The organism is Clostridium thermosuccinogenes (assembly GCF_002896855.1).
In the GTDB taxonomy this organism is placed as follows: domain Bacteria; phylum Bacillota; class Clostridia; order Acetivibrionales; family DSM-5807; genus Pseudoclostridium; species Pseudoclostridium thermosuccinogenes.
In genome coordinates this window covers 4,297,937-4,320,751 of sequence record NZ_CP021850.1, presented here as the reverse complement: position 1 = coordinate 4,320,751, position 22,815 = coordinate 4,297,937, and the positions used below count along the sequence as shown (strand labels likewise).

At 42.4% G+C, this 22,815-nt stretch carries 24 protein-coding genes; 18 read left to right on the top strand and 6 right to left on the bottom strand.

Features of this window, described 5'->3' with window-relative positions; translation table 11 throughout:
* The first annotated feature begins 1 nt into the window (after position 1).
* The 15 genes from CDO33_RS18905 to CDO33_RS18835 all read left to right on the top strand — a co-directional run bounded on the left by CDO33_RS18905 (position 2) and on the right by CDO33_RS18835 (position 12,820).
* Positions 2-862 (top strand): respiratory chain complex I subunit 1 family protein, encoded by an 861-nt coding sequence (locus tag CDO33_RS18905; protein ID WP_103082339.1) that lies wholly within the window; start codon positions 2-4, stop codon positions 860-862.
* A 16-nt stretch (positions 863-878) separates the two neighbouring features.
* The gene (locus tag CDO33_RS18900; protein WP_103082338.1) at positions 879-1,325 is read left to right on the top strand and encodes an NADH-quinone oxidoreductase subunit B family protein; all 447 of its coding nucleotides are present in this window, start codon (positions 879-881) and stop codon (positions 1,323-1,325) included.
* A 4-nt stretch (positions 1,326-1,329) separates the two neighbouring features.
* Positions 1,330-1,755, top strand: a complete 426-nt coding sequence (locus tag CDO33_RS18895; RefSeq protein WP_242973934.1) for an NADH-quinone oxidoreductase subunit C — start codon at positions 1,330-1,332, stop codon at positions 1,753-1,755.
* Positions 1,748-2,824 (top strand): hydrogenase large subunit, encoded by a 1,077-nt coding sequence (locus CDO33_RS18890; RefSeq protein ID WP_103082337.1) that lies wholly within the window; start codon positions 1,748-1,750, stop codon positions 2,822-2,824. The genes CDO33_RS18895 and CDO33_RS18890 overlap by 8 nt, the downstream gene beginning before the upstream one ends.
* Before the next feature lie 30 nt (positions 2,825-2,854).
* Positions 2,855-3,226 (top strand): 4Fe-4S binding protein, encoded by a 372-nt coding sequence (locus CDO33_RS18885; RefSeq protein ID WP_103082336.1) that lies wholly within the window; start codon positions 2,855-2,857, stop codon positions 3,224-3,226.
* Between the two features lie 385 nt (positions 3,227-3,611).
* On the top strand, positions 3,612-3,953 hold the full coding sequence (gene hypA / locus CDO33_RS18880; RefSeq protein ID WP_103082335.1) for a hydrogenase maturation nickel metallochaperone HypA: 342 nt from the start codon (positions 3,612-3,614) through the stop codon (positions 3,951-3,953).
* 118 nt (positions 3,954-4,071) lie between these two features.
* Positions 4,072-4,746, top strand: coding sequence for a trimeric intracellular cation channel family protein (locus CDO33_RS18875; RefSeq protein ID WP_103082334.1), 675 nt, complete (start codon positions 4,072-4,074; stop codon positions 4,744-4,746).
* A complete protein-coding gene (gene hypB / locus CDO33_RS18870) occupies positions 4,712-5,365 on the top strand; it encodes a hydrogenase nickel incorporation protein HypB (protein WP_103082333.1) in 654 nt (217 codons plus the stop codon). The genes CDO33_RS18875 and hypB overlap by 35 nt, the downstream gene beginning before the upstream one ends.
* Before the next feature lie 667 nt (positions 5,366-6,032).
* Positions 6,033-7,352 (top strand): electron transport complex subunit RsxC, encoded by a 1,320-nt coding sequence (rsxC, locus tag CDO33_RS18865; protein ID WP_103082332.1) that lies wholly within the window; start codon positions 6,033-6,035, stop codon positions 7,350-7,352.
* 1 nt (position 7,353) lies between these two features.
* Positions 7,354-8,304: an RnfABCDGE type electron transport complex subunit D gene (locus tag CDO33_RS18860; RefSeq protein WP_103082331.1), complete on the top strand. Its 951-nt coding sequence runs from the start codon at positions 7,354-7,356 to the stop codon at positions 8,302-8,304.
* Complete coding sequence (locus CDO33_RS18855; RefSeq protein WP_242974825.1) at positions 8,285-8,893, top strand: RnfABCDGE type electron transport complex subunit G; 609 nt, start codon at positions 8,285-8,287, stop codon at positions 8,891-8,893. Before CDO33_RS18860 ends, CDO33_RS18855 begins: the two co-directional genes overlap by 20 nt.
* On the top strand, positions 8,890-9,555 hold the full coding sequence (gene rsxE / locus CDO33_RS18850; RefSeq protein WP_103082329.1) for an electron transport complex subunit RsxE: 666 nt from the start codon (positions 8,890-8,892) through the stop codon (positions 9,553-9,555). Before CDO33_RS18855 ends, rsxE begins: the two co-directional genes overlap by 4 nt.
* On the top strand, positions 9,555-10,133 hold the full coding sequence (gene rsxA / locus CDO33_RS18845; RefSeq protein ID WP_103082328.1) for an electron transport complex subunit RsxA: 579 nt from the start codon (positions 9,555-9,557) through the stop codon (positions 10,131-10,133). Before rsxE ends, rsxA begins: the two co-directional genes overlap by 1 nt.
* A 28-nt stretch (positions 10,134-10,161) precedes the next feature.
* Positions 10,162-10,983, top strand: a complete 822-nt coding sequence (locus CDO33_RS18840) for an RnfABCDGE type electron transport complex subunit B (RefSeq protein WP_103082327.1) — start codon at positions 10,162-10,164, stop codon at positions 10,981-10,983.
* 667 nt (positions 10,984-11,650) lie between these two features.
* Entirely contained in the window at positions 11,651-12,820 is a 1,170-nt protein-coding gene (locus CDO33_RS18835) for a class I SAM-dependent methyltransferase (RefSeq protein ID WP_103082326.1), read from the top strand.
* Positions 12,821-13,130: 310 nt separating this feature from the next.
* On the opposite strand, the gene CDO33_RS18830 is transcribed toward CDO33_RS18835, so the two are convergent.
* The 5 genes from CDO33_RS18830 to CDO33_RS18810 form a co-directional block, all read right to left on the bottom strand.
* Entirely contained in the window at positions 13,131-15,650 is a 2,520-nt protein-coding gene (locus tag CDO33_RS18830; protein ID WP_103082325.1) for an ABC transporter permease, read from the bottom strand.
* Positions 15,647-16,330: an ABC transporter ATP-binding protein gene (locus CDO33_RS18825; protein WP_103082324.1), complete on the bottom strand. Its 684-nt coding sequence runs from the start codon at positions 16,328-16,330 to the stop codon at positions 15,647-15,649. The genes CDO33_RS18830 and CDO33_RS18825 overlap by 4 nt, the downstream gene beginning before the upstream one ends.
* Before the next feature lie 70 nt (positions 16,331-16,400).
* Positions 16,401-17,345, bottom strand: a complete 945-nt coding sequence (locus tag CDO33_RS18820; protein ID WP_103082323.1) for a sensor histidine kinase — start codon at positions 17,343-17,345, stop codon at positions 16,401-16,403.
* A complete protein-coding gene (locus tag CDO33_RS18815; RefSeq protein WP_103082322.1) occupies positions 17,330-18,004 on the bottom strand; it encodes a response regulator transcription factor in 675 nt (224 codons plus the stop codon). Before CDO33_RS18815 ends, CDO33_RS18820 begins: the two co-directional genes overlap by 16 nt.
* Positions 18,005-18,065: 61 nt before the next feature.
* Entirely contained in the window at positions 18,066-18,659 is a 594-nt protein-coding gene (locus tag CDO33_RS18810; RefSeq protein WP_103082321.1) for a hypothetical protein, read from the bottom strand.
* A 421-nt stretch (positions 18,660-19,080) separates the two neighbouring features.
* Between CDO33_RS18810 and CDO33_RS18805 the strand changes: the two genes are divergently transcribed.
* From CDO33_RS18805 to CDO33_RS18795, 3 genes are read left to right on the top strand one after another with little or no spacing between them, the layout of a single operon-like run.
* Positions 19,081-19,962, top strand: coding sequence for an ABC transporter ATP-binding protein (locus CDO33_RS18805; RefSeq protein ID WP_103082320.1), 882 nt, complete (start codon positions 19,081-19,083; stop codon positions 19,960-19,962).
* A 49-nt stretch (positions 19,963-20,011) separates the two neighbouring features.
* The gene (locus CDO33_RS18800) at positions 20,012-20,809 is read left to right on the top strand and encodes an ABC transporter permease subunit (RefSeq protein ID WP_103082319.1); all 798 of its coding nucleotides are present in this window, start codon (positions 20,012-20,014) and stop codon (positions 20,807-20,809) included.
* A 36-nt stretch (positions 20,810-20,845) separates the two neighbouring features.
* Entirely contained in the window at positions 20,846-21,481 is a 636-nt protein-coding gene (locus CDO33_RS18795) for a TetR/AcrR family transcriptional regulator (protein ID WP_161496560.1), read from the top strand.
* Between the two features lie 77 nt (positions 21,482-21,558).
* Here CDO33_RS18795 and CDO33_RS18790 read toward each other — a convergent pair whose 3' ends face one another.
* Positions 21,559-22,689, bottom strand: coding sequence for a SpoIIE family protein phosphatase (locus CDO33_RS18790; RefSeq protein ID WP_103082317.1), 1,131 nt, complete (start codon positions 22,687-22,689; stop codon positions 21,559-21,561).
* Positions 22,690-22,815 lie beyond the last annotated feature (126 nt).

Here is a 22,815-nt window from a genome sequence, read left to right as displayed (position 1 = left end):
TATGGGAGCTATAATCAATAATATTGGAATTTCAGCTGTAGCAGTGATTATTGCCCCTCTGCTGGGAGGACTGCTGAGCGGCCTGGACAGAAAGATAACCGCAAGAATGCAGAATAGAATGGGACCGCCTGTATTTCAGCCTTTCTATGATTTTTTCAAGCTGCTGGGCAAGGAAGGCATCACCGTAAACCAGACCCAGATGGCATATGTTATAGGTCATTTTCTGTTTATGGCTGCAAGCCTTATCATGCTTGTGCTAAGACAGGATATGCTGATGCTGATATTTATAATGGCTTTTTCGAGCGTTTCCCTGATCATGGGGGCCATGAGCGTGAGATCGCCTTATAGCAAAATAGGGGCTCAGAGGGAAATCATACAGATCATGGCTTATGAGCCTGTCATGCTGCTTATGGTTGTAGGAGTCTATCTCACAACAAAGAGCTTCATGATAGAAAGCATAATAAAACATGATACACCTTTGCTATATAATCTTCCCATGGTATTCCTGTCCCTGCTGTTTGTCATGACGATAAAAATGAGGAAATCACCCTTTGATTTTTCCGCTTCTCATCATGCCCACCAGGAGCTAATCAAAGGTTTGACCACTGAATTTTCAGGACCGCAGCTGGCAATAATAGAATTGACCCACTGGTATGAGCTTGTTTTGCTGTTCGGTCTGATATCCTTGTTTTTCGCAAAACCTTTTTGGGTAGGAATATTGATAGCGGCTGCAAGCTTCTTCATGGAAATCGTGATTGACAACATAAGCGCCAGGATGACATGGAAATGGATGCTGAAAGCGGTATGGCTGTTGGGCATAGGCGCAGCAATGACGAATATAATATGGCTTTATTTAAGATAAAAGAAGGGTGAGGTTTATGAGCATAATAAAAAGATCCAGAAGAAAGTCGCCTTGGGTGCTGCACTATGACTGCACCAGCTGCAACGGATGCGATATAGAAACTCTGGCATGCTTTACTCCCATATATGATGCAGAACGCTTCGGCATAGTGAATATAGGAAATCCCAAGCATGCGGACATACTTGTGGTAACCGGATCGGTAAACAAGAGGAATCAGAGGGTCCTTAAAAATATATACAGTCAAATGCCTGAGCCAAAAGCTGTGGTAGCAGTCGGAGCATGTGCATGCACAGGAGGGATTTTCAAGGAGTGCTACAACGTACTGGGCGGAGTGGAAAATGTTCTCCCGGTGGACGTATTTGTTCCGGGATGCTGTCCGAGGCCTGAGGCTATAATAGACGGAATACTGCTTGCCGCAGATAAGCTGGAGGAAAAGAAAAAGCTTAAAAAAGCGGGAGCATAAAGTAATGCGCCGCATTGGACGGGCGGCGGAGCAGGAGGAAGGTATGATGGAAAATATTGTTGAGATGCCGAAGGAACAACTCATCGGTACGGTACAGAAAATGATGAGCGAGGGTTACAGGTTTGTAACCGCCACATGTGTGGATAACGGCAATGAAACCTTGGATGTGATTTATCACTTTGATAAAGAATATGAACTAATTAATTACAGACTGACTGTCGGCAAGGATGAAGAGATACCTAGCATATCTAAAATATATTTTGGGGCCTTCCTGGTGGAAAATGAGATGAAGGAGCTTTTCGGCCTCAAAATTACTGATATTGTGATTGATTATGGCGGTCATCTGCTGCTTTCCGACGATGAGCTTGATGCACCCATGGCAAAGCGGCAAATAGTAATTGAGAAGAAAGGGGAGAAGCAGAATGCCTAAGACGGTTATCCCCTTTGGTCCCCAGCACCCGGTGCTTCCGGAGCCTTTGCATTTGAAGCTCGTAATGGAAGATGAAAAAATTGTGGAGGCCATACCGGCCATAGGGTACGTCCACAGGGGTCTTGAAAAACTCACAGAGAAAAAGGAGTTCACCCAAAACGTATTCGTAGTTGAGCGGGTATGCGGCATTTGCAGTGCCATGCATGCTCTGGCATACTGCCAAGGCATGGAGAAGCTGATGGGCGTGGAAGTTCCGGACAGAGCCAGATATTTAAGGGTCATATGGTCGGAGCTGCACAGAATGCACAGCCATTTGATGTGGCTGGGACTCCTGGCTGATGCCTTTGGCTTTGAGAGCCTTTTCATGCAGCTTTGGAGAAACCGCGAGAAGGTTATGGACATAATGGAAGAGACTGCGGGCAGCAGGGTTATCATTTCTGTCAACATCATCGGCGGCACCAAAAGGGACTTGAGCGAAGAAATGCTGGCTAAAATTCCTGCTGTGCTGGATGAGATATACAAGGACTTAAAACAGGTTGAGTCGGTTTTCTTAAATGATTATACGGTAAAACACAGGCTGGTAGGTGTAGGCGTTCTGAGTGCGGAAGACGCCCATGCCCTGGGAACCTTGGGTCCTATGGCCAGAGCGAGCGGCATAAGGATGGATCACCGCATGACCGGATATGCAGCCTATGGAGAGCTGGATTTTGAGCCTGTGGTGGAAAAGGGCGGCGATTGTTACGCCAGGACGGTGGTAAGGCTTAAGGAAGTGTATCAATCCATAGATCTCATAAAGCAGGCCATTGGAAAAATCCCGGAAGGGGAGATAAATGTCCCGGTAAAAGGAAATCCCAACGGCGAAGTCATCTCAAGGGTGGAGCAGCCGCGGGGAGAAGTCCTTTACTATATGAGGGCTAACGGTACAAAATTCCTGGACAGGTTGAGGTTAAGGACTCCGACCTTTGCAAACATTCCTGCGCTGCTTAAAATGTTGCCGGGAAGCCAACTGGCAGACGTTCCGATACTCTTGCTGACCATAGATCCATGCATAAGCTGCACGGAAAGATGATTGGGGCGCCACATTAAAGGAGGAAATAGCATGTTTGACATGATAAGAAATGTATTAAAGAATATGGTTTCAAAGCCGGCAACCCGGAATTACCCTCTGTATAAAAGGCCATCGTTTAAGGATACCCGGGGAAGGGTTGGGGGTAATGATATGGAAAAGTGCATTTTTTGCGGCATATGCAGCAGAAAATGCCCTTCACAGGCCATAAAGGTTAACAAAACGGAAAAAACCTGGGAGATCGATCCGTTTAAGTGTGTAATATGCGGAGAATGTGCTTCCGTTTGCCCTAAAAAGTCCATTTATATGGATGAGCAATATACCCCGGCGGCGTACCGGAAAGAAAAGTCAATCCTTGTTCAGACGCCTAAACCTGCCGTATCCGACGACAGAGTCATAGCATAAGTGAAGCCTAACTCCGATACAACATCCGGAGAGAAGGAATCCTGGGAGATGGATTTGCATGAAGAATAGGGGACATTCCAAAACTACAGAGGGCAGAGAACAGAAAATGGGGATTGGATAGCGATTCCTTGTGCTAGCTTTTTCGATAGCGGAGTTCCGAGTTAAAGAGATAGTAGGCTTGTTGCGGGGCAAATCAATTCACTTCGTTCAGATGATTTGCCTTATCCTCCACTTCGCTAACTATCTCTAATAACTCTCCACAACGCTATCTCAAATATGCTAGCCCAACAGGTGATAAACCATAAAGCTTGCTGTTCCTGATTTCTATATTCTGGCTTCTGTTTTTTCGGTATGTCCCCTTTTTATGAAGGAGATAATTTGATGTATGCATGAATATTCCGTTACAAAAGGATTGATAAGGACAGCGGTTGAGGAAGCGAAAAAGGCAGGGGCGGGGAAAATCAATGAGATAACACTGGTAATAGGTGACCTCTCCACCATCATGGATGATTCAGTGCAGATGTATTTTGATATACTGAGTGAGGGCACGATAGCTCATAAGGCCCGGCTTGTTTTTAAAAGAATCCCGTCAGAGTTTCAATGCAGGGAATGCGGCGAAAAATATATAAAGCCAAAGAAAGGCTTTGACTGCCCCAAATGCGGTGGCATGGGAACTCCCACCGGCGTCGGCAAGGAGTTTTACATTGAAAGCATGGAAGTTGAGTAATCAATGCTTCAAGGAGATATTTGAAAACTTGCCAAAATGGTGTACTATAATTAAGTACAATTTATGGTTTTATGAATAATCTATATAATGTCATAAGTATATTTTGGTGGAGGGAAATATGTTTCTGGTGGAAATCATGGATCTTATAGGAACTGCAGCTTTTGCGGTTTCAGGCGTACTGGTGGGAATAAGGAACAAGCTTGATCTTTTTGGGATTTTTGTTCTCGCAACCATAACTGCCTCCGGAGGCGGACTGATAAGGGATGTGATCATCAAAAAAGGACTGCCGGTATTTTTTACGGAACCGAAATATCTGATAACAATAGTCATTTCAACCGTTATCGCCTGTGTCATAGTTCACTTCGCATACAATTTTCTGAACAAAATACAGACGCTGATACAAATATTTGATGCCATAGGGCTGGGTGTTTTCACCGTCCTTGCCACCTATGGAAGCATCCTTGCCGGCGTACCGATAATTGGCATTGTTTTTACTGCTGTTTTGACCGGTGTCGGAGGAGGGGTGATGAGGGATATCATGGCCAATGACGTTCCCCTTGTGTTCAGGAGCGAAATTTACGCTCTGGCCTCAATCATTGGTTCTTTGGCCTTTTATTTCCTGTATGGCGTCCTGGATGTTACTGTGAATGTATACCTGTGCATTTTTGTAGTGTTTGCCATAAGGATGGTGTCCATGCACTTTAAGCTAAATCTGCCCATCATAAGCATAAAGGATGGGGCTATGGGAGGAACTGGTTATGAAAATAAAGGTTATGAAGAATATAATGGATGAGAATCAGAAGCTGGCAGAAGAAAACCGGAGGTTTTTTGAAAGCAAAAAAGTTACCGTATTCAATGTCATGGCATCCCCGGGCGCTGGAAAGACAAGCATCATTCTCAAGGTCATTGAAGCTTTAAAGGATGAAGCGGATATAAGCGTGGTGGAGGGGGATATCGCCTCCAGCATTGATGCGGAGAAAATTGAGAAATATGGTATACCGGTGGTGCAAATCAATACCGGCGGAGGATGCCACCTGGATGCAAATATGATTAAGGCTGTGACGGAGGAGCTGGAGATCAAAGATCATTCCCTTTTATTTATAGAAAATGTCGGCAATCTGGTATGCCCTTCGGCTTTTGACCTGGGAGAGGGAATAAAGATGGTCATAGCCAGCGTTCCGGAAGGACATGACAAGCCATACAAATATATTTCCATGTTTGAAGCTGCCGATGTGGTGATACTAAATAAGAGCGACCTGATTCCATACATAGATTTTGACCTGGACAGCTTTTGCAAAGGGGTTCGGGCGTTGAATGACAAGGCTCCGATTTTTACAGTTTCGTGCAGGACCGGTGAAGGAATTGGTGATTTTATAGATTGGATAAGAACACAAAGGAAGGCAACAGCTTAGGCATTCCCGGAGAGGAAATGCCTAAGCTGTTTTAAGTTTAACATCTGGACATAAATGTGCTTCGCCAGAACAAATTAACTATTCACATTCCTTATACCAAGTCTGGTATGCGTCTAAATTTTCTAGATATATATCAGTTGTATCTGCAGTCTTGTAATACCAAGTATAATATTCGAGTTTAATAGAAGCACATATCATTTTTATAATTTTTGAATAAATACCCGCTGAAGCATTCTGCCGGAACTTTACTTTTAGGCTATAGTATCAGCCGGAGCCATCTTGAACTTTATATATACGTTTTGGAAGCAAGAACATAGGTAATTTTGATGCTAACATATGCATTCTTAAAATAGGAATGTTTGAAATGTGACCAAAAAGTATTAAAAAATTTTAATGAAATTATGTTTTTTGCATACAAAGTACTTGAGTGATGCGGCGGAAGCCGCTTTTTTACTGGGCTTAGTTTATTTTTTAACAATGATTTCTCTTTAAAAAATCATTTCGGTATGTTATTATATATTAGACAATATATTAATCTTCTTCTGCCTGGAACTATATAATTTATATTGAAACATCTATTTTAAAGGTTTTGGTTGGGGATTGGATGTTTTAAAAACCAATATAAAGCAATAGTTCTGTCATTATAATTACAAATGGGGTCATGATTATGTCTATGAGGAATATGTTTAAAGGTGGTGTGGCGGTACCACACTACAAGAACACCGCCGGTTGCAGTACCGTCAAAATGGGTGTTCCTGAAAAGGTTGTAATTCCCATGGTGCAGCATATAGGCGCGCCTTGCGAACCTGTCGTAAAAAAGGGTGATAATGTCAAGGTCGGACAGGTCATAGGATCATCGGACAAATATGTGTCTTCTCCTATTCATTCCAGTGTGTCGGGAGTGGTCTCCGATATTTCACCCAGGCTTTATCCCGGAGGGGTCAGCGTGATGACTGTGGAAATAAAAACCGACGGGAAACAGGAAATCCATGAAAGTGTCACTCCTCCCAAGTATTCCAGCAAAAAAGAATTCCTGGAGATTATAAGGCAATCAGGCCTGGTTGGCCTTGGAGGTGCAGGCTTCCCTGCTCATGTCAAGCTTTCTCCACCACCGGATAAACCTGTTGACACCCTTATAATAAACGGGGCGGAGTGTGAGCCGTTCATCACTTCCGATTACAGGCATATTATTGAAAATTCGGACAGCATCATCGACGGCATTAAAATGCTGATTGACGTGCTGGAGGTGAAGCATGTCTGGATAGGAATAGAAGACAACAAGCCCGAAGCGATAAAACTGCTGTCAGGCATAACTGATGAGGATAGCACGATTGATGTTGTAAAGCTGAAGTCCCGCTACCCGCAAGGTGCGGAAAAGATGCTCATTTACTCTATAACAGGGAGAAAGGTTCCCCCTGGAAAGCTTCCTGCGGATGTAGGGGTTATCGTCATGAATGTCAATAGCGTATCCTTTATCTCCCAGCATATGAAGACGGGTATGCCTCTAATAAAGAAAATTGTTACGGTTGACGGTTCCGCAGTTAAAAATCCGTCCAATGTTGAAGTTCTTATAGGCACTCCGTTGGAAGATGTTTTTAATTTCACGGGAGGATTTAAATCTGAACCGCGCAAGGTATTGATGGGCGGACCGATGATGGGGATAGCGCAGTTTTCGCTGCAGGCTCCGGTATTGAAGCATACCAATGCCCTGCTGGCTTTTGATGAAGCTGATGCCAAGGTTCCTCCCGAGAGTCCGTGCATAAGGTGCGGCAAGTGTGTAAGCGCATGTCCGATGAACCTTCTGCCTCTTTCCCTTAACTTTAATGTGCTTAAGGGAAACATGGATGAGTTGCATAATTTGCACATCAATGATTGTATCGAGTGTGGAAGCTGCTCTTATGTATGCCCTTCCAAGAGGCATCTTGTACAGTCGATAAGGCTTGGCAAGGCTCAGCTCAGACAGGCAGCTGCGAAAGGAGGAAAATGATTTGGAAAACAGTTTACTGGTGACATCCTCACCACATATTAGATGCAAGGATACCACATCAAGGATCATGCTGGATGTTGTAATTGCTCTCCTTCCGGCTGCAGTATCCGGGGTATGGTTTTTTGGGGCAAGGACAATTCCGGTCATATTGGTTGCAGTATTGGCCGCTGTGGCTTCAGAAGCCATAGCATGCAAGACTTTGGGAAAAGACCTTACCATCGGTGATTTCAGTGCGGTGGTTACAGGTATGCTGCTGGCGCTGAACCTTCCCCCGACAATACCTTTGTGGATAGCTGCTGTAGGTTCTGTATTGGCAATCGTGCTGGTAAAGCAGCTGTTCGGTGGATTAGGCCAAAATTTCATGAATCCTGCTCTGACCGCAAGGGTAATACTGCTGGTTTCCTGGCCGGTACAGATGACAAACTGGATCATACCCGATGCAGTATCGTCGGCAACACCCCTCGCCATGATCAGGGGGAAGGAAGCTGTGGCAGGATCTTTGCCGAGTTATCTGGATCTTTTCCTGGGCAAGGTGGGAGGCAGTATTGGTGAAACGTCGGTGCTGGCTATATTGCTGGGCGCTGCATATCTTGTGTACCGCAGAGTTATCACTCTGGAAATACCACTTACCTTTATTGGCACCCTGGCTTTATTTACCTGGATATTCGGCGGCAATGCGTTATTTACCGGAGATTATTTGTACCACATGCTTTCCGGTGGTTTGATGCTGTCGGCGTTCTTTATGGCAACGGATTACACTACATCCCCCATCACTTTCAAAGGCAGGGTCATAATGGGGATCGGCTGCGGCCTGCTAACCGGAATTATACGTCTATATACGAACTATCCTGAAGGAGTATCTTTTGCCATACTTCTTATGAATATACTTACACCTTTGATTGACAGGTATACTGTCCCGGTGAGCTTTGGAGGTGAAAAGAAAGTTGCGTGACATATTAAAACCATCGGTTGTATTATTTATTATATGCCTTGCAGTCTCTACAGCTCTTGCTTTTACCTATGCGGTCACAAAGGATGTGATCGAGGAGAGAGCAAAGCTGGATAGGGAGAATGCCAGAAGAGCAGTGCTTTCCGAAGCAACAGCTTTTGAGAAGATAGAAGATTTGGAGTCCCTTATAGGGGGAGAAGCGGCGAAAGACAAGGTGAAGGAAGCTTACCGCGGACTTAAAAACGAAGATTTTGTAGGTTATGTTTTTACTTTGGTTACCAAAGGCTATGGCGGTGAAATGACTCTGACCATAGGCGTAGATAAGGAAGGAAAGGTATCCGGGGTTAAAATCGGAGATAATAGAGAGACTCCGGGTCTGGGAGCAAAAGCCAAGGAAGAACCTTTCATCTCACAGTTCTTAGGTTTGACGTCCGGTGAAAAGCTGTCCATAGTTAAAGGCAAAAAATCAAAGCCTGAAGAAATACAGGCCATCAGCGGCGCAACCATCACTACGAAAGCCGTGACCGAAGCAGTTCAGGCAGCAATAGACGTGGCAGCGGAATTGATGGAAAAGGAGGGGGTAGAAAAATGAGTGCTTTTAAAACCTTTACCAATGGACTATTAAAGGAAAATCCTACTTTCAGGCTCGTTCTGGGTACCTGCCCTACTCTGGCCGTAACTACTTCCGCTATTAACGGCATAGGCATGGGGCTGGCCACTACAGCTGTTCTGATAGGCTCTAATGCAGTTATTTCCCTTACAAGAAAGGTCATACCGGACAAAGTTAGGATTCCGGCATTCATAACCATAATTGCAGGCTTTGTTACCATCGTCCAGTTCCTGCTCAAGGCGTATCTCCCGGATTTGGACCAGGCCCTGGGGATATACATCCCGCTTATTGTCGTAAACTGCATCATCCTGGCCAGGGCCGAGATGTTTGCCAGCAAAAACAACGTGGGGCTTTCGGTTCTTGACGGTATGGGCATGGGCTTTGGTTTTACGCTGGCTCTTATGGCTATCGGGTCTATCAGGGAATTGCTTGGAAACGGTACGATATTTGGCATTACAGTTACCGCCAAATTGTTTGATCCCGCCATCATCATGATACTTCCTCCCGGTGGTTTTCTCGCCTTTGGTATCACCATGGGACTTTTGAATAAATTATCCGGCAAGAAAACGACAAAGACCGGATGTCAGTCCTGTGAGCTCCGCAAGAGCGGTGCCTGTGCAGGCAGTAAGGAGGTAGGGGCATAATGAAGGAAATGATCATCCTTATAATCAGTGCAATACTGGTTGAAAACTTCGTACTGGTAAAATTCTTAGGAATTTGTCCGTTCCTCGGGGTTTCAAAGAAGCTTTCCACGGCCATCGGAATGAGCGTTGCCGTAATTTTTGTAATGACCATAGCGTCGGCAGCCACCTGGCTTGTTAACGAGTATCTGCTGGCACCCTATAAACTGGAGTACCTGCAGACTATTGCCTTCATTCTGGTGATTGCCGCACTGGTACAGTTGGTTGAGACAGTAATGAAAAAGCTCATGCCTCCGCTTTATAAGGCTTTGGGCATATATTTGCCTCTGATCACGACTAACTGCGCTGTGCTTGGGGTTGCCCTGCTGAACATGGAGAGAGAGTACAGCCTTTTGAACTCAGTTGTATACAGCTTTGGAGCCGGCCTGGGCTTCACCCTTGCCCTTGTGATATTTTCAGGTGTAAGGGAGAGGATAGAGTATAATGACATACCGGAATCGCTGAAAGGCTTGCCGATTACCCTCATAGCGGCTGCGCTGGTTTCAGTGGCCTTTTTCGGCTTCCAAGGCCTGTTTTCATGATGTCAATTGATATTAGGAGGTTATTTAAATGCTATTGGATATAATAATACCTGCTTCCATCGTCAGTGGAATGGGTCTGGTGTTTGGACTGGGACTGGCATATGCCTCTAAGAAATTTGAAGTAAAGGTGGACGACAGGATTGCACAGGTAAGAGAGGTTCTTCCCGGCGCAAACTGCGGGGCATGCGGTCAAACCGGGTGCGACGGTTTTGCGGAAGGGGTTGTTGAAGGCAGGTGCAAGGTTAACGGCTGTCCTGTAGGGGGCGACGAAGTGGCAAAGAAAATAGGTGAAATACTGGGAGTGAAGGCTGATAAAGTGGAACCCAGGGTGGCAAGAGTGATGTGTGCCGGAACTTATGACAAATGCAGGACTAAGTTCTCCTATTCGGGAATTGACGACTGCGCTGCCGCTGCCAGCTTGTTTGGTGGTCCTTCTTCGTGCTCCTACGGTTGTGTGGGGATGGGTACCTGTGTCAAAGCTTGCGCTTTTGGGGCCATAAGCATAGAGAACGGTGTAGCGATAGTGGATGAATCCAAGTGCACAGCCTGCACAAAATGCGTTGCGGCGTGTCCCAAGCATATAATCGAGATTGTGCCTCTGCACTCCCAGTATACCGTGAGGTGCAGAAGTTATGACAAGGGTGCCGTAACAAGAAAGAACTGTGATGTGGGCTGCATAGGATGCACAAAATGCGTTAAGGCATGCCCGCGAAATGCAATAGCGATGGATGGAGCATTGGCCAAAATCAATCCGGAGTTGTGTGATAACTGCGGTGAATGCATCAAGGTATGCCCCAGCGGAAGCATCAACCGGTATGTATGTGTTATTGAATCGGATGCCAGCGCTTAAGGGTTAATCCTTGTGGTTGTTTTTATCATAAGTTTCGATTTCGGATATGGGGCTGTCTCAAAATAAAATAAATATTTTGCGGCAGCTGCCTTTTTTATTTCAGATTTAGTGCTCGATAATCCAAAGCATGCAATTTTTGGATAAAATATGAGGTCTCCCTAACAGGAGGTCTTTTCCTTTTTTGTGCCAGTATACTCCATTGGGTTATGGATAGCAATAACCTCCCATTGCCCACGGATACAGGTTTGCATAAATCTCGGGACTAAAATATCATGATGCCAAGTCCGGAGCTTTTCGGAGTCTCAAACAAGAAATCTTAAAAACTTCAGAATGCGGTAGATACCATAGGATATTTCTGCAAGCAATACTTGATTTCTATTGCTAAGTTTGCGTATACTTGTACAGTAAGTGGGGTAACTGTCGTTGCTGTTATTGCCAAATTAGAATGGCTGCATAAACATTTGCATTTAACTGCGCAATTACTCACGCTTGCAGGGCGCAACCAATAGTGAAAATAGCATTTTTATTTCCGTGTTAACACTAATAATAAAGAGAAACGAAAGCTTTTAAGAACAAAGAATTGCTAAGTCTATTTGCAGAAATGAAAAATTGGACGATATAACATTGTGCATCTTTTTTATCTATAAAAATACGAAAGGATAGTATTATGTATAGCGAGATAATACAGGAGTTATCCAGTCTTAATAAAGATGACATTAATAAAATAGTATTAAGTAAATCAAAGCAGGAAATTCAAAAAGCAACGGTTAGACCTATGCTATTGAAAAACAACAGAAAATGGCAAATTGAGAAAATTATTAATAATCAGGCCTTCCACTCCAACATTGAATATCATGACTTGGAGAGCGATGTTTTATCGTTGTTGGAAAAATATGAGTTTTGCGATATTAACATCATATTAAAGGGAAAAACAATCTCTTATCGTGTGTCTAAGAAAAAGAAATTGTTCAGAAATGAGCATAAAACGGCAGTGAAAAACAACACTATCCTCTCCCATGATGTTCCCAAAAAATATATTTTGGAAGAGGGCATGCCGATTCTACCTTTAGTTGATTTAGGGGTATTTGACAGCAATTTTAATGTTAAAAAATCGAAATACGATAAATACAAGCAGATTAACCGGTTTGTCGAGATAATCGCCGATGAATTTAAGAGTTATGACAAGGACGAGTTAACGATTATTGATTTTGGATGCGGGAAGTCCTATTTGACCTTTATCATCTATTACTATTTTGCATTTGTAAAGAAAATCAATGTTAAAATCATGGGGTTCGATTTGAAGGATGATGTTGTTAAACACTGCAATGCTATCGCAGAAAAATATAATTATAAAAATATTCGTTTTATAACCGGAGACATTTCAAAAATTGAAACATGCCAGGAACATGTAGATATGATTATTACTCTACATGCATGCGATACTGCCACGGATTATGCTTTGTTTTTTGCTATAAAAAATAGAATAAAGCATATATTTTCAGTCCCATGCTGCCAGCATGAAGTAAACCAGCAAATATCGAACAAGAACGAATTTTCAATAATACTGCGGCATGGTTTATATAAAGAACGATTCTCCGCTATTCTTACCGATGCTATCCGTTGTGAAGTTCTTCAGGATCATGGGTATGAGGTGGATGTTGTTGAGTTTGTTGATTTTGAAAATACGCCAAAGAATGCTATGATCCGTGCGAAATATAAAGGTAAACAAGTATCACTAGAAAATAATATGCATCTGAAAAAAATAGTAGAAGAATTCAGCATTAGACCTACGATTTTAAAGCTTTTTGGAGAAAAGTATTTAAGAGATGGTGAATAGCCTTAGAGCATATAGGAACTATATATGCTTATTATGCAGCGGCTACATCGATGGGGGCTTCAAGTGTGCTGGATATTTCAGTTTTGACGAGAGTTGTTATACAAAGTAAGTGTTGCAAAATAAGTGTGAACCTTGGGACTTTCGGTAACTCCTTGCATGTTCCTGTACCAATATTATTCTGCAAATAAAGTTTGAACTTTGGAAGTGCCGTATGCCGAACAGTACATACCGTGCTGTGGGAGGTAGGCTACCCAATTAATGGGTAGCCTCCTGCCCGATAGATTTTCTGTTTTATTACCCATTGGATCCTTCATTCTGTTTCCCTTAGCCGCTCTATAATGGTAGATTTCTTATAAATGGAATGATAAGCAACCTCAGGTGTTATCACACAGATTGCTATAATTATAATGCTTACTAATATCACCGGGAAAAAAGGATAGCTATATGCCGCATAGGTGGCCTGCTGCCGGAATAAAGTGAAAATACCGAGAGTAACAGCATTTCCAATTGTAAAGACCAGAAGCAGCGTTATTACAGCATACCCAAGCCCTTCGCGCACTAACAGCTTCCTAACCTGACGGCGGCTCATGCCTATGGATTCAAGTATAGCTAATTCATGTCTTCGAACCATAATTCCAACGGACATTACATTTACAAAGTTGAGTACACCTATCAAAGCAATGATGAGAGCTAAACTTACACCGAGGACAAACAGTACCATTTTGGCGCTGCTCAATTCCCTCATGGCTTCCAGCTTTGATGTCAGGTATATTTCGTTATCGTCATTGGTAAATTGCTTTAACAAATTAAGAGCTGGTTGCTCATATTCTTTTGAAACATCAAGATTTATTTCCGATATAACCGGTTCCTGGTATATTTTGGCCATTAAGGTATTTGAGATAAACACGGTGGGAGCAAAACCTGAACCGATGTTTTTAAAAGAATAGGGAACGAAACCACCCAGAGGAATTTTTATACTTTCTCCGCCGGAGGTTTTTTCTAATCCTGATTCACTCTTTTTAAGGGGTGAAATGGTCAACTCACGAACATTTGAGAACAGCTCCGGATTGTCAGTCGCAATCAATGCAAGCTCTCCCCGGTCAAAAGCATCAATGTCAATAGGTTTGTCCAGCGTCTCATTCAGCTTTGTGAGCACTTCACCATCAATACCGGCAATGAACCCTCGAAAGTTTTCCCGAATCTGTTCTTCATTCAAATTTCCAATACCGTTTTGAATACTTGCATAGGCTGCTATATATTCACCGAACATGTCTGGTGTATATTCAAGGCGTACCCATTCCAGCGTCGTTATGTTTAACTTTTCAAACCCGGGCAGGGATTCCAGACTTTTCATAAAAGCATCATCAAATTTTTGCTTTAGGCCTTTTGCGTCGGGTAATGCAAAATTTTTCAGTGCAAAGTCGCTTTCGTACATGGCTTCAATATAATGGTTTATATTCATGCCGGAAACCAACGTTGTTATGGCTATAAAAGTTGTCATACCCAGAGATAGGCTGAGCAATACAACTACCGCACGCTTTTTTTCCCGGAAAATGTTACGTAAAGCCATTTTATAAAGCTTTCCACGGGTTGGCTTATATACATGGTTACTGACATAGTCTATACCCGTAAATTTCTGTGCCTCTATAGGTGAAATAACTGCTGCTTTCCTTGCCGGCTTGAATGCGCCTAAAAGGGCTGTAAGCAAGGCAAAAAATGCTGCGCCAAGGTAGATAAGAGGAGAAAAGGATACAACCACACCCGTGGAGGTAGCTCCCAACATTGATATTGCTACTGGAACGGCAACCAAAGAAATCAGTAGAGCAAGCAAAGCTCCAATGGGTATGCCAATCATGCAAAGACGCAGGATCTGCCCAACAACAATACGCTTAATTTGTTTTGGTGTTGTTCCCAGTGTTTTAAGAAGTCCATAGAAACGCACATCCTGAGAAACAGAAATATACATGACATTGTATATCAAAAGATAGCCTGTAAAAATCAAAAAAGCAATCACCGCCGATAATGCAATCAGACTGGCTATTGTTGCCTCTTTACCGGTTTGATATGCTTGCGCCGGAACGACCGGTTGATTCTCAGTCAAATTCAAATCAACTTTAAGTTTTTCACAGTATTCCAAAACCCGAGAGGCATCATCAAACATCAGAGTAGCTGTTCCGTCTGTTTCTATCGTTTTTCCATGTTTTTTTGACAGTTCTTCCGAAACCAGGATGATGTCTGCCCTATTCATTGACTGTATAAGAGCATAACTTGTAAACCATCCGGACAGGCGAAAATTCTCGCTGATCAGCGCATCACTGTCCTTGCTGTCCGTATAGTAGGCAATAGGTATCTCCATGCCAATGGACGGATTGGTTATGCCAATTTTCTCCAGAACCCCAACTGATACCATGATTTCATTTTCTTTTTGAGGGTAGCTGCCCACAATATCGGTATAAGCGGGAGAACGTAATTTTTCCCACTCTGTTTTATCAAAGTAGTGTAAGGTTAAACTTATTCTCCCCATTCCTTCTGTATTTTTTACATAACCAACATTGTTGCCTGTGCCGACAACTTTAACATAATCCAGTCTTTTAAGCTGTTCCAATTGTGAAGCGGTGGGGTGGCCGACTGCGGCATGTGCCACGGTGCCAAGGAATCGTATTTCCTCCATCTTCTTGGACTCCAAAAGGCTCATGCCAATGCTGAAAACTGAACCCAGGAGAAAGGTTGTGAGCGTAATCGCCATGATGATAAAGAGGTTTCTTTTTTTATTGGCCTTAAGGCTTCTATTTGTGAGCCTCCTTATTACAGCTCCGTTGTTGTTTTTCATTTTTTGCCACGTCCCTCCCGGATGATTTTTCCATCGGATATATGGATGATCCGATCTGCGAGTTGAGCAATATGTTCGTTATGGGTAATCATAATCATGGTTTGATGAAATTTCGTAGAGGTCATTTTCAGAACGCCTAAAACATCCTGGCTGGTTTTGCTGTCCAAATTACCTGTAGGCTCGTCTGCAAGTAAAATGGACGGTTTCGTGGCAAGCGCCCGGGCAATGGCCACGCGCTGTTGTTGACCACCGGAAAGCATATTGGGCAAGCTATTGCGCTTTCCGGAAAGTCCCAACGTGTCAATGATTTCATCTATATATGTTTTATCTACCTTATTGCCGTCTAATTCAATAGGCAGCACAATATTCTCATAAACACTTAAGATCGGAACGAGATTATAGTTTTGGAACACAAAGCCTACATTGCGCCTGCGAAATACGGCAAGCTGTTCGTCCGACATTTTGCTAAGCTCGTGCCCGTCAACCACCACTTCTCCTTCAGTCGGCTTATCAAGACCGCCAAGCATATGCAAGAGGGTGCTTTTGCCGGAACCGGACATGCCGACAACCGCAACAAACTCGCCTGCATCAACAGATATGTTCACGCCGTCCAGGGCACGGACAATGTTGGGTTCTTTCCCGTAATATTTTTTTAGTCTTTTGGCTGATAAAATAGACAACTGTTCATCCCCCTTTCGTTTGAAATGAATTATAAAATACAGTTCTTACATACTTCTTACAAAACTTGAATTACTTCTTACAGTTTTGTAAGAACAGGGAAAATGAAGTATATTCGAAAGGCTTTGAATCCACCAGGATATATCCACCCTGCTTTTCCATGATTATCGCCGCAAGGTACAGGCCGAGCCCTGTACCTTCATAGTTTTTTGTGTTTTGTCCTCTATAAAAGCGCTTGAATATCAGGTTAAACTCACTTTTGTCGATGCCTATGCCGTGGTCGGTTATTGTAATTTTTGTATAGAGGGATAATGGCTCAACGGATATTTCGATAGAACCGTTAACAGGCGAATATTTTATTGCGTTTTCGAGAATGTTGTTGAGAGCTTCTCTGGTCCATTTTCGATCATGGTAAAGCTCTATATCGTCAAAGGGAGATACTACTATGTCTATGTTTTTCTTTGCGGCGATAGCAACCACACTGCTTATGCTTTCATATATAGTTTGCCGGATGCCGGTTTTTACAGGAGCAAGCTGGATAGCTCCTATCTCAAGCCTTGACATTTTAATCAGGCCATCGGTCATCCATTGCAGTTTTTCCGTTTCCGACTTTACACGTGTTAAAAATTCTTGTTGCTCCTCTGAGGATAAACTGCCTTCGATCAACAAATCTGAATACATTGAGATATTGGCTAAAGGTGTTTTCATCTGATGAGACATATCGGAAATGAGCCCTTGTATTGTTTCTTTTTCCTTTCTGGCCTGTGATATTTCGGAAATGTATATATCCATAATCCGTCTTGCTTTATGTGCAAGCTTCGATACACGATCATCTTCTGCAATTCCTATAGACAAGCTGTCATCTTTCGCCAGGATGTGATCTAAAATCTTTTCTACAGCATTTAAGGTGTCAACAGCATACTTCCGGCAGCATAGGATGGTGATGGTGAGAGCGGCAATAGCAGTTCCGGTTAATATATAGGGCAAATAAGTCAACTCTATCACTCCTTTACCCATACATAGCCGATCCCATATATTGTCTTTATTATCTTTGGGTTTTTAGGATCATTTTCTATTTTTGCCCGCAAACGGTTAATGTTCACAGATAAAGTGTTTTCATCAACAAAATTTCCCTGTTTATCCCATAGCGAAAGTATCTGCTCTTTGGTTAGAACTTGTCCTGCATTGCTCATAAAATAATTGATAAGTCGAAACTCCGTCGCGCTTAACGGGATTTCCTCATCACCACGATAAAGTTTGCAGAGGTTAACATCTAGCTTAAATATGCCGGATTGAATGACGCTGTTTTTATTAGACTCCAGTCGACGAAGAACGGTTTCAACGCGTGCACGCAAGACCGAAAGCGAAAACGGCTTTGTTATATAATCATCAGCGCCGGACATCAAACCCTGTACTTCGTCTGTTTCCAAATCACAGGCTGTGAGCATGATAATGGGAATTTTGGAATAAGCTCTGATTTCTTTACACAAATCTATCCCATTGCCATCCGGAAGCCCTAAATCCAGTATGATAAGATGGGCTTCATGCTGTTCCAATAGCCGTTTCCCTTCCTTGATGCTGTTTGCTGATATAACCTGGTAGCCGTTTTTCTCGAAGGCGAATGCTATGCCACGGCTTAAATTTTCGTCGTCTTCAATCAATAAAATAGTTTTCATATATCTCCTCTTTTGCAGATGAAAGTGTTTTAGGCATTTGCTCGGTTTTGGGCATCTTTATTTAATCCGTGCTCCTTATGCTTTTTAAAATTTTAAATATCTGTTCCTCATATTGCTTAAAAATGTCTATTCTAAAACTCACGTTCGCGCCTAGAAAGCCTTCTCCAAGAATAAGATCCATCTCCTTTGTGCCGTTATGCTCCAGGATATACAACGTACCCCTCAAGCCGCTGTCGGTAATAAATTCCTCTTTCTTTACCCCATCTGCATAGGGCAGACTTATATGCCCTGACTGGCCATAAACATATATACTCTCATCTTTATTATCATCAAAATAAATTATGATTCCTGAATCTATACTGGTTTCTGTGATTTCCGTTTTGAGATTTTCAGGATAGTCCACACTAAATTTATATCTCTTGTCCGTGTAGGTTTTTATAGAATCCCCCAAATCCTTTTCAGAGTCTTTTGTTGTATTTGCATTATCGTCTTTTACACTTATTTCTTCATCCTTGCTGGAATCAGTTCCAGCTCGATCAGTGTCACGCATATCATTATTGCTTCTAGCAGGTTTTTCTGATGCACATCCTGAAAATGCAATAAATAATGCAAAGGTCAAGATTGCCATTCCTATCCTTTTTGATAATTTTATCATATACATCTACCTCTTTTAATTTTATTTAAGAACATAATACAGTCGCTTGGATATCCGCCTTACTAACCCCGCTGTTCTATACAAGTGCTTTAAAACAGTACCCTTTTATTTTTATATAGATGATAGCTTCATTTTGCATAAATGCAATGTACATTCATATTGGGATTACATCTCTACAGATATATTTTTGCATGTTTTACATTAATTTGCAATGTTCTGAAGGTTTTGTTTAAGCTGGCTTTTAAATATCGCATTATATTTTAGCAGCAAAGCTGACACCGATGCTTTGAATCAGCAAGGCGATTATAGGGAATCCTCATTCTCTAAGTATAAATAATTATTTTCATATTGACTACGTGGTCAATGTGGTATATAATAAAGCTGTGGTTGACCAGGTGGTCGATATAAGGAGGTCGAAAAAATGAATGCCATTGAAATAAGAAATTTAAGCAAATATTATGGGAAGGTAAGGGGTATTGAGGACATAAGCCTGGATATTGCGGAAGGTGAGATTTTCGGTTTTATCGGCCCCAACGGGGCGGGTAAATCAACTACCATCCGTACGCTCCTTGCGTTTATATTCCCGAACGGCGGAAGTGCTAAGATTTTTGGAATGGACTGCATCAAGGATTCCGCTAAGATAAAAATGAACATAGGCTATCTTCCGTCGGAGGTAAATTATTACGATGACATGAAGGTTAAGGACTTGCTTTTTTATTCAGCCAAATTTTACAAGAAAGACTGCAGCAAGAGGATTTATGAGCTGAGCAGCATTCTGGAACTGGATCTCAATAAAAGAATAGACTCCCTTTCCTATGGGAACAGGAAAAAGACGGTGATAGTGCAGGCTCTGCTGCATGAACCGAAGCTTCTTATTCTGGATGAACCTACGGGAGGCCTTGATCCCCTCATGCAAAACAGGTTCTTTGAAATATTGAGGGAGGAAAACCGAAAAGGCACCACCATATTCTTCTCCTCCCATATCTTAAGCGAAGTGCAGAGGATGTGCGATAGGGTTGCCATCATAAAGGAAGGCCGAATTTTGAAGGTGGAGACGATAGACAGGCTGGCCGGCGACAAGTTTAAAAAAGTTAAAATTGATTTTGCCAATGGCGGAAGGATAAATCTTCCGGGCATGGTCAACGTGGAGACTAAGGGCAAATCCATGGAGTTTCTCTTTGGCGGGAAAATGGATGAATTGATCAAGAGTCTATCGGAGCTGCAGGTGGAAAATTTGTGGATAGAAGAGCCGTCATTGGAAGAGATCTTCATGCACTATTATGAAACCGGCAGGAAAGATTAAGATGCACCCTGCCGGCACGGGATGAAAAATTAAGGAGGTTGTTGGGATTATGGCAATTTTTTTTAGAGAGCTCGCAAGGAACAGAAAATCATTTATAATATGGACAGTCATTCTCATAGCATCAAATTTGGGTATGATGGCCATGTATCCGGTGGTGGCGGAACAAGCCGGAGCGTACAACGAACTGATGAAGAAGTTTCCCAAGGAAATGCTGGAGGGCCTTGGCATGGATAGACTGAATTTTAGTCAGATTCTGGACTTCTTTGCCTATATATTTCTGTATATAATCCTTTTTGGCGGAGTATATGCAATGATGCTGAGTTCCAGCATCATATCGAAGGAAGAAAGTGACAAGACCATAGAATTCCTGCTGGCCAAGCCGGTCACAAGAAATGCGATAGTTACTGCAAAAAGCCTTTGCGTGCTGTTTTATCTGATTCTTTTCAACGGTTTGTTTATTGCTGCCGACTATATTGTGTTTGAAGCAATAAAAAGGGACGCATTCGACATGAACAAATTTTTGCTGTTGCACTTCGGATTTTTCATGCTGCAGCTTACCTTTGCTTCTGTAGGATTGTTGATATCGGTATTCATAGTCAAGGCAAAATCGGTTTACCCTGTTACTTTTGGAGTGGTGCTGGGAGCATTTTTCCTAAACATCGTATCCGCAGTTTCCGACAAGCTGGAAAACCTGAAATACCTTACTCCCTTTAAATATGTAAATCCGTCGGACCTTGTGGCCAGTGGAAAAATAGAGACGGTTTACATGGTCATAATGGTGCTGGTCATTATAATATCCGTTGTCCTTACCTATGTACTTTACAACAGGAAGAACATTGCTGTATAAAGGAAGGAGATATTAAATAAACAGGGATGTGGTTTTTTGTACGAAAGCTTTGAAAATCTGCCGGAGGAAAAGAAGAAAAAAATAATCGATATCTGTATAGAGGAGTTTGCAGAAAAAGGCTATACCAACGCATCGACAAATGCAATAGTGAAGAAGGCCAACATTTCCAAAGGCATACTATTTCACTATTTCAAAAACAAGAAAAGCCTTTATTTGTATATAATGGACTATGTGATAAAGAGCTTCATGGACAAATACCGCCAGTACAATATAAATCCGTCGGACGATATATTTGACAGGCTTATGCAAACCGGAATCATCAAGCTTAAAATGGCATATGATGAGCCGCTGATGTATAAGCTGTTGTTCGATATATTTATCAATACGCCAGATGAGCTTAAGGAAGAGATTCAGAACCGGTTCAAAAATATATATGCCGAGGTTCTGCCCACCTTGTATGAAGGACTGGACATGTCTAAATTCAGGAAGGACGTTGATGTTAGGAAGGCAGTGGAGATTATAAGCTTATTCCTCGATGGGCTCCAAAAAAAGTATATGGCGGAGTTCAAAGGCATGGATGCCGATGAAGTATTGAGGCGGGTGGATAAGCTTACCGATGAATACCGGCAGTATTTTGAAATACTCAAAAAAGGGATGTATGAAAATGAATGAAGCAGCCAATCGTCTGCCCTGAATGCGAAAACGACAGGCTGCTTCACTCCGGCATTTATTTGGCATTTATTTGGCATTTATTTTATTTTAATAAGAGCCATGGTTATGTCATCGCAAATATCATCAAAGCTTTTAGCGCTGGAAAATTCCCCGGCGCTGTCGACTATCCTTGCCAGGATACTGCTAGGCTCAGAATCATCGTTTAATAAAATGTTCAGAAGCCGTTCTTCTCCAAACTGTTCTCCGTCTTTATTCCTTATTTCCACAATGCCATCGGTGGAGAAGAACAATCGGTCACCTTTTTGCAGGTCAATGACTCTATCCTCGTACGTCGGCTCATCCATCCAGTTGCTTATGGGTATGCCGGGGACTCTCAGCAATTCGAACCGGTTCTTATTGAACACAACTGGCGGTACATTGTGCCCTGCATTGGAAAAGATCATTCTTCTATTCTTCAAATCTATGATGGCATAAAATACGGTTATATACATGTCGCTGTCGAAACCGCTTCTGTTAAAATCGGTATAAAGGTTCTTAAGCGTATGGGCGGGGGATGGCATGCTTTTATTTATAGTCGACCGCAAAAACATGGTGAGCATTGAAGCCGATACACCATGGCCGGAAACATCGGCGATATAGAGGCCGACATGATCGTCGTCTATATTAAAAATGTCGAGGAAGTCCCCTCCCAGGGTTTCGCAGGGTTTGTATATAAAGGAGAAATCTATTTTATCCTCCGGAAGGTGCTTTGGAAGGAAGTTGCATTGCATTTTCTTGGCTATTTTCAAGTCGTCCATCAGCTTTTTATTCTGCTGGATTATCTTGTTTTGCATATTTTTGATTTCCGTGATATCATGCAAAACTTCCACCACAGCTATTATCTCACCCTTGGAATTTTTAACAGGAGAGCTCATGACGGAATAAATTCTCCCGCCTATTATTTCCTCCTTCTTCTGGGTTTCGCCTTCAAAGACCGCCTTGCGCGAAATACAGTTCTCACAAGGGTAGTCTTTGCATACGACTTTGTAGCATTTGTCGCCCGGCCGGTAATTTTTAAAAGCTTCCCGCATAGCTTTGTTCATATATATAATATTGTTATCCCTATCTATTACCCTTACCCAGTCATATATTCCGTTTATGATATCATTAATGAATGTGCTGTCTATTTTTATGTTTTCAATACTATCCTTGACATTTTCTAAAGCCATCTGTCAGCGACCTCTTTCCTACCTCGTTTTGTTTAACTAATAATATCAAAATAAATTACTTTTAGCAATTGCGTTGTTAACTGTTTTACCGGGATTTTGACAAGATGGGGAATATGGCAATCAAGC

Bases quoted from the DNA above. Each gene is read 5' to 3' on its own strand.
- CDO33_RS18905 (WP_103082339.1), top strand. From the start codon at position 2: ATGGGAGCTATAATCAATAATATTGGAATTTCAGCTGTAGCAGTGATT.
- CDO33_RS18900 (WP_103082338.1), top strand. From the start codon at position 879: ATGAGCATAATAAAAAGATCCAGAAGAAAGTCGCCTTGGGTGCTGCAC.
- CDO33_RS18895 (WP_242973934.1), top strand. From the start codon at position 1,330: ATGCGCCGCATTGGACGGGCGGCGGAGCAGGAGGAAGGTATGATGGAA.
- CDO33_RS18890 (WP_103082337.1), top strand. From the start codon at position 1,748: ATGCCTAAGACGGTTATCCCCTTTGGTCCCCAGCACCCGGTGCTTCCG.
- CDO33_RS18885 (WP_103082336.1), top strand. From the start codon at position 2,855: ATGTTTGACATGATAAGAAATGTATTAAAGAATATGGTTTCAAAGCCG.
- hypA (WP_103082335.1), top strand. From the start codon at position 3,612: ATGCATGAATATTCCGTTACAAAAGGATTGATAAGGACAGCGGTTGAG.
- CDO33_RS18875 (WP_103082334.1), top strand. From the start codon at position 4,072: ATGTTTCTGGTGGAAATCATGGATCTTATAGGAACTGCAGCTTTTGCG.
- hypB (WP_103082333.1), top strand. From the start codon at position 4,712: ATGAAAATAAAGGTTATGAAGAATATAATGGATGAGAATCAGAAGCTG.
- rsxC (WP_103082332.1), top strand. From the start codon at position 6,033: ATGTCTATGAGGAATATGTTTAAAGGTGGTGTGGCGGTACCACACTAC.
- rsxE (WP_103082329.1), top strand. From the start codon at position 8,890: ATGAGTGCTTTTAAAACCTTTACCAATGGACTATTAAAGGAAAATCCT.
- rsxA (WP_103082328.1), top strand. From the start codon at position 9,555: ATGAAGGAAATGATCATCCTTATAATCAGTGCAATACTGGTTGAAAAC.
- CDO33_RS18840 (WP_103082327.1), top strand. From the start codon at position 10,162: ATGCTATTGGATATAATAATACCTGCTTCCATCGTCAGTGGAATGGGT.
- CDO33_RS18835 (WP_103082326.1), top strand. From the start codon at position 11,651: ATGTATAGCGAGATAATACAGGAGTTATCCAGTCTTAATAAAGATGAC.
- CDO33_RS18830 (WP_103082325.1), bottom strand. From the start codon at position 15,650: ATGAAAAACAACAACGGAGCTGTAATAAGGAGGCTCACAAATAGAAGC.
- CDO33_RS18820 (WP_103082323.1), bottom strand. From the start codon at position 17,345: ATGGGTAAAGGAGTGATAGAGTTGACTTATTTGCCCTATATATTAACC.
- CDO33_RS18815 (WP_103082322.1), bottom strand. From the start codon at position 18,004: ATGAAAACTATTTTATTGATTGAAGACGACGAAAATTTAAGCCGTGGC.
- CDO33_RS18810 (WP_103082321.1), bottom strand. From the start codon at position 18,659: ATGATAAAATTATCAAAAAGGATAGGAATGGCAATCTTGACCTTTGCA.
- CDO33_RS18805 (WP_103082320.1), top strand. From the start codon at position 19,081: ATGAATGCCATTGAAATAAGAAATTTAAGCAAATATTATGGGAAGGTA.
- CDO33_RS18800 (WP_103082319.1), top strand. From the start codon at position 20,012: ATGGCAATTTTTTTTAGAGAGCTCGCAAGGAACAGAAAATCATTTATA.
- CDO33_RS18790 (WP_103082317.1), bottom strand. From the start codon at position 22,689: ATGGCTTTAGAAAATGTCAAGGATAGTATTGAAAACATAAAAATAGAC.